The sequence below is a fragment of the Actinophytocola sp. genome (assembly GCF_035712165.1).
Lineage (GTDB): Bacteria > Actinomycetota > Actinomycetes > Mycobacteriales > Pseudonocardiaceae > DASYTH01.
Map to the genome: position 1 here is coordinate 1 of NZ_DASTBH010000418.1, position 4,030 is coordinate 4,030.

Genomic DNA, 4,030 nt, shown 5'->3' on the forward strand with positions numbered 1-4,030 from the left:
AGCAGACCCGCCACCTGCCCGACCGCCACACCCGCCACCACGGCCGCCGCCACACCCACCGCGACCGCCCCCGGCACCGGCAATCCCCCCAGCACCACCACGATCACGCTGCCCGCCACCCACGCCCCGTCCGCGACGATCACCGCCACCGCCCCCCGACGCAGCACGCGGACGGGCTGGGCGGCCAGCCAGGCGAGCAGCAACCCGAACCCGGCCAGCCCGACCCCCGCCAACGGCGGCGCCCCGACCGGCCCCAACCCCCACGGCTCGGCCAGCCACCACCCCGCGCCCATCAGCACCACGCCGCACACCAGCGAGAACACCGCGTTGGCCCGCAACTCCGCCCGCAGCAGCCGCGTCGTCGGCCATACCCCGACCGCCAGCACCGGATCGGCGCCTGGCCGTTTGCGCGGCGTGGGTTCCCCCCGCTCCACGAAGTGCTTCAAGTCGTCGAGCACCTGCCCGCCGGAACGACCGACCCGAGCCAGCAACACCCGGCGCGCCAGCCACCCGAACAGACCACGCACCTCGAGTTGGGCGTTGAACGCGACCCGACTCCGCCCGCCGTCCAGCGCGGTGACCTGCCACCGATTCCGGGCCTGGCGCACGAACCCCGGCATGCCCGAGGTTGCCTCGTAGGTCAACGTCCGACCGACCTCGTCGTAGGCGACGATCGTTTCCGCCACCTCAGGTACCAACCGCACTCCGGTTCGGCACACCCGCCCGGCCACAGGCGCCCCCTGCGTGCCAGGCGCGCCGGCCAGGGCTGTGGACGCCTCGATCGCGGTGGCCCACTCGCCCATGCGGTCGAACCGGTGCGCAACCACCTCCCACACCGCCTCCGCGGGCGCCTCCACGACAATCTCATTACGCAATCTGGTCATGGCCGCCAGCCTCACCCGGGTCCGGGCCTGGGTCGATTCCCTAACGCGGAATGGGCACTGGCCTCGGCGCGCTGGGATACTTCCCGCTCATGAGCAGCGAACCGGCCACGATCAGCCCGTTCGGCGCCCGGCTACGGCACTGGCGCGCCCACCACGGCATCAGCCAACTCGCCCTGGCCGCCAAAGTCGGCACCACCGCAAGACACCTGTCCTTCCTGGAAACCGGACGCTCCCGGCCAAGCCGCCACATGGTGCTGCGACTCGGCGAGGCGCTCGGCGTCACACTGCGCGAGCGCAACCAACTCCTGCACGCCGCCGGGCTGTCCGCGACCTATCCCCAAGCCCAACTCGACGGCCCGGACCTGGCCCCGTTCCGCACCGCGCTGGACAGCCTGCTGCACGCGCACCTGCCCTACCCGGCGATGGTCCTCGACCAACACTGGACCGTCGTGCTGGCCAACCCCGCCTGCACCCGGCTCTTCGGTCCAGACCTCGAAGGCACCAACCTCGCCCACCGCTTCCTGACCGACCCCAACGCCCAGCAATCCGTCGTCAACTGGCCCGACATCGCCTGGGCCGGCCTGGACCGGCTGCGCCACCAACGCGACCGCGCCCCCTCCGACCCCTACCTCGCCGAACTGGTCACCCTCGCCGAAACCACGCTCGCCGACACACCCCGCCCCCAACTGCCCGCACCCGACCCCGTGCTGTGCCCATGGTTCCGCATCGGCGAACGCATCATCAAAACCATCGGCATCGCCGCCCGCTTCGACGCCACCACCGACATCACCCTCGACGAACTACGCATCGAACTCACCTACCCCCTCGACGACACCGCCGAGCACTTCTTCCGCTCGCCATGATCCACTGCTCCTTACGAGGGACCAAGGACGCGGTGCACGGCGCGCCTCGCCGGGAAAGCTCAGCACGTTCGACGCGGAGATCGCCGTGCTCCCAGACTGTCACGGTCAACCACCCCGCGCGAATATCGCTTTTTGCGCACGCCGAATAGGTTTCGGCATTCCGAATGTTTCGGTAGATGTTCTTGTCTGGTGCGTTGGACATTCCACGCCACCCGCGCCGACCTACTCCGCCGACCTGGCCCTACCGACGCCGAACGCGACTTTCTGCGACACATTGGCCGCGCCGCCCGCCCGGGATGATCTCGGGGTTCGCGGTCACGCTCGGGCGATCTGGACCCAGTCCAGGTCGACCGGGGTGGCGCCGCGGACCGGTGCGACCCGGATCAGGTTGGGCCCGGCGGCCAGCGACGCCCCGCGGAAGCCGTCCAGCCGGTACCAGCCCAGCCCGGCGCCGGCCCCGAGCGTGACCACCCGTCGGGCCCCGTTGATGGTGACCTCCATCTGGCTGGTGGAAAACCCGTCGTTGGCGTAGCGCAGGATCACCCAATGCTCTGCGGTCCGGGCAGCGGTGACGGTGAACTCGGCGAACCCGCTCCCGGAGGTGTACCGCACGAACGCGTTGGCCGAGGCCAGGTTGTACGGGCTGTCGTCGCGGATCACCTGGGCGCCGGACAGCCGACCCGTCTCCGCCTCGTGCGTCACCGCGTTGCCCCGTGGGTCGGTGGCCGGCCGGGCGACCGCGAACAGGCTGTCGAACAACGTCACGTTGCCGGGCAGGTTCCCGTCAGTCGTGTGCGCGGAGACCTGTTGGTGCGTGGCGGTCTCGGTGGCCGGGTCGACGGGCACCGACCCGACGACGAGTTCTGCGGTGTTTCGCCCGGCCGGGACGCGCACCTGTTGCGGCAGGGTGTGGATCGGCCCGGAGTCACGGAAATGGCGCATCTCGATGAGCGTCCCGCCGGCCGGCGCCGGCCGGTCGATGGTGAACGTGACCCGGAAGCTTTCCCCCGCGACCAGCTGATAATTGAAATCCACCCGGGGCAGCTGCAGCACCATGGCGGTCAACTCGGGCAGCGCCGCCGCCAGCGCCGGTGATGCGGGAAAGACGGTGCCCCCGATGGCCAGCACACCGACGAGAAGCACCGCGAAAGCGCGTGGGGCTGTCATGCCCATCACCGTAGGCGCTCCAACGGTCACCGATTCTTACGACATTCTTGTGATCTCGGAGTTCCACATCCGGGCCACCACCCCGCCTCGACAACCGTCCCGCCATCGATTACTTTCGCCGCACCGTCATTGAGATCAATCCAATGTAGGGAGCTCTCGCGTGGCCGTTGATGTCCGACCCGAGGTCGTGGTGCGCCGATCGCCGGCCGAGGTGGCCGCGTTCATGTTCAACCCCGCCAACGATCTGCGTTGGACCGGCGGCATCACCGCAAGCACCCCAGCTCAACCCGGACCACTCGTCACCGGCGCGACCGTCGAGCGCACCGCGAAGTTCCTGGGCCGCACCTTCACCTACAGCTATGTCGTCATCCGGCACGACCCGGGCAAGCTCGTCGAGCTGCGCGTCGAGAAACCGTTCCCGATGACCGTGCGCTACGAGCTCGAACCCGATCCCGCCGGCACCCGGGTCGCCATCCACGCCACCGGCAACCCCGGACGGTACTTCCGTTGGGCCACCCCACTCATGACCCGGCAGGTCCGCGCCAACATCACCGCCGACCTCCACCGACTGCGCACCTGCCTGGAATCCTGAACCGACCGGCGCCGTACCGGCCAAGAGGTCCGGTGGCCCTACCCTGGCCGACGGGAGGTGACAGGGCCAAGGCGACGATCCGGATGCCCCGGTGTGGACCGTGCGACGCGAGGAATCGTTCTCATCCTGCGCGGCCACACCGCCCCTACCGCCGGCCCGATCGCCGCCGTAGTCGACACCACCCACTCCCTGGCCAACCAGGGCGAGATCATCGTCACCGGCCAGGCCAGCATCCTCGTCTGGATCCGCATCGCGATCAACTATGCGTGCCCTTCAACGTCGGCAGCCTCGCCTACCCGTGCGCCTGCCGCAGCCGAACCCACCCAACCACCCGCACACCAGTAGGGGTCGGCAGCCCAATCGGTGCGCAGCGACGCACGGTGCGTGCGTTCTCCGCTAACGCGGTGGACGGGCGGATCGTGCTTAGCCGGGCTGTGATGACTTGACCGTGCCGTGATTGGTACTGAGAGCGTGGGTGGGTTGTTCGGCCACTCCGAACCCTTGCAGATGGCGAGGTGGGCGAG

Annotated in this window: 5 protein-coding genes; 3 read left to right on the forward strand and 2 right to left on the reverse strand. The window is 69.6% G+C overall.

The window, feature by feature from the left end:
• A partial coding sequence (locus VFO68_RS23245; RefSeq protein ID WP_325160481.1) for an SRPBCC family protein occupies nt 1-857 on the reverse strand: 857 nt, incomplete at its 3' end.
• Between the two features lie 116 nt (nt 858-973).
• Between VFO68_RS23245 and VFO68_RS23250 the strand changes: the two genes are divergently transcribed.
• Entirely contained in the window at nt 974-1,747 is a 774-nt protein-coding gene (locus VFO68_RS23250; RefSeq protein WP_325160482.1) for a helix-turn-helix transcriptional regulator, read from the forward strand.
• A 315-nt stretch (nt 1,748-2,062) separates the two neighbouring features.
• Here VFO68_RS23250 and VFO68_RS23255 read toward each other — a convergent pair whose 3' ends face one another.
• Nucleotides 2,063-2,914 carry a hypothetical protein gene (locus VFO68_RS23255; RefSeq protein WP_325160483.1) on the reverse strand — a complete coding sequence of 284 codons (852 nt, stop codon included), beginning with the start codon at nt 2,912-2,914 and terminating at the stop codon, nt 2,063-2,065.
• A 160-nt stretch (nt 2,915-3,074) separates the two neighbouring features.
• Here VFO68_RS23255 and VFO68_RS23260 point away from each other — a divergent pair, with 160 nt between their 5' ends.
• Nucleotides 3,075-3,506, forward strand: a complete 432-nt coding sequence (locus VFO68_RS23260; RefSeq protein WP_325160484.1) for an SRPBCC family protein — start codon at nt 3,075-3,077, stop codon at nt 3,504-3,506.
• 93 nt (nt 3,507-3,599) lie between these two features.
• On the forward strand, nt 3,600-3,851 hold the full coding sequence (locus tag VFO68_RS23265) for a hypothetical protein (protein ID WP_325160485.1): 252 nt from the start codon (nt 3,600-3,602) through the stop codon (nt 3,849-3,851).
• Nucleotides 3,852-4,030 lie beyond the last annotated feature (179 nt).

What these genes read in the sequence shown, in the direction of transcription:
- VFO68_RS23250 (WP_325160482.1), top strand. Translation starts at nt 974, where the DNA reads ATGAGCAGCGAACCGGCCACGATCAGCCCGTTCGGCGCCCGGCTACGG.
- VFO68_RS23255 (WP_325160483.1), bottom strand. Translation starts at nt 2,914, where the DNA reads ATGACAGCCCCACGCGCTTTCGCGGTGCTTCTCGTCGGTGTGCTGGCC.